Genomic DNA, 1,697 nt, shown 5'->3' with positions numbered 1-1,697 from the left:
TTTCACCTATAGTCAGTTGTTCTTTGTGTGAAAATTACTTATCAATATTATTCACTTTAAAATAAAAATAATCAGATTAATACACTGTTAATTTAAGGCGGTGATCTCACTGAAATTGAAATCAGTTGACGATTTTCATTTTAATTGTTTTAAATCAATGCATTACATCAAGCCTATCGGCTGTAATATTTAGTAACATAGTTTATTTCTATGTACATTAGAACTTACTGGGCTTATCGTGGTTTAGTCTATTTTTCACTCGATGATTATTCTTCTTTCGTTTGTTTGTGGTGTTTTTGTTAGCATTATATAGCGATATTTCAACCCGTTTACGCTAAGTCACTTATCCTAGAGAGATACGTAAGTAGTACGTGTATTTACACGCTATTCATCTGCTTTTATCATCCTTAACTCAAATCTTACCGTGCGCATGGGCTGAGATGACGGAAATTAATCGATAATTATGTCGACTTAACCCAATTTGTCATTCTTGATAAAGGATATCGCTATGCCAACTCCATGTTATATTTCCATTGAAGGAAAAACCCAAGGCAACATCACCGCAGGTGCATTTACTGCCGATTCTGTCGGTAATATCTATGTGCAAGGTCATGAAGACCAAATGCTGGTGCAAGAGTTCTCTCACGTTGTGACTGTACCGACTGACCCACAATCCGGCCAGCCTTCCGGCCAACGTGCGCACAAGCCGTTCCGTTTTACGGTAGCATTAAATAAAGCCGTTCCACTGCTGTATAACGCACTAGCTTCGGGCGAAATGTTGCCGAAAGTGGAACTGAAATGGTACCGCACATCCGTTGAAGGTAAACAAGAGCATTTCTTCACCACCACACTGACCGATGCGACTATCGTTAATATCGATTGCCAAATGCCACACTGCCAAGACCCGGCGAAAGCGGATTTCACGCAGTTAATCGAAGTCTCTCTGTCTTACCGTAAAATTGACTGGGAACACACCGTTGCAGGCACATCCGGTGCCGATGACTGGCGTGCGCCGCTCGAAGCATAAGTTTGAATTTAGCGAGCCTTTCGAGGCTCGTTTGCGTTTTTCGCTTTTTCTCCTATAGAGGAAATTCCCATGTCTTGGACAGACCCCAATAAAAACAAACGACTCGGCAGCCCCGAAAATAACCCGCTTATTCACGGTGGTGGGTATGCGGGTGGCAGAACCTATGCACAAGACCAAGCCTTGCAAGAAGCCCATGGTCAACTGCTAGACCGTATTATGAATGGCGAAATGGGGACGGGATTGGTATTCACTTGCACAATTGGTGGGTTACCCGAAGACACGTTTCAAGTGACCCAGTTCGATTTGCAAGAAGGGCTTTCCCAACTCTTTTCATTGTCGATTCAGGCGGTCAGCCCGTTACCCGAGATTGATTTTCAAACGGTATTGGGTGTGGCATCTTCGTTGACGGTGAAACGCGATGGAAAAATTCTTCGCACGGTACAAGGGATTTTAGCGGGAGCTGAGCAAGGGAACACGGATGGGGTTAAAACCTGGTATCACTTTGTGATACGCCCTGAAATGTGGGTGATGACGCTTAAGCAGGACAGCCGCATTTTCCAAAATATGACGGTGCCAAACATTCTTGAGACGCTATTAAGCGAGTCTCACATTAAATTTGATAAGCAGTTTTACCACCCCGAAGAGCATCTGAAACGCGAGTACATCACTC

2 protein-coding genes are annotated in these 1,697 nt (G+C 43.5%); both read left to right on the top strand.

Annotation, left to right across the window (positions count from 1 at the left end; all coding sequences use genetic code 11):
• Nucleotides 1-508: 508 nt before the first annotated feature.
• Entirely contained in the window at nt 509-1,027 is a 519-nt protein-coding gene (locus tag PSF42_RS20470) for an Hcp family type VI secretion system effector (protein ID WP_004246976.1), read from the top strand.
• A gap of 69 nt (nt 1,028-1,096) precedes the next feature.
• The coding region (locus PSF42_RS20465) for a contractile injection system protein, VgrG/Pvc8 family (RefSeq protein WP_272680564.1) at nt 1,097-1,697 on the top strand (601 nt) is incomplete at its 3' end.

It is taken from the genome of Providencia sp. PROV032, from assembly GCF_028484875.1.
GTDB classification, from domain to species: domain Bacteria; phylum Pseudomonadota; class Gammaproteobacteria; order Enterobacterales; family Enterobacteriaceae; genus Providencia; species Providencia rettgeri_E.
The sequence above is the reverse complement of the archived record's forward strand: the minus strand, read 5'-3'. Positions and strand labels throughout refer to the sequence as shown.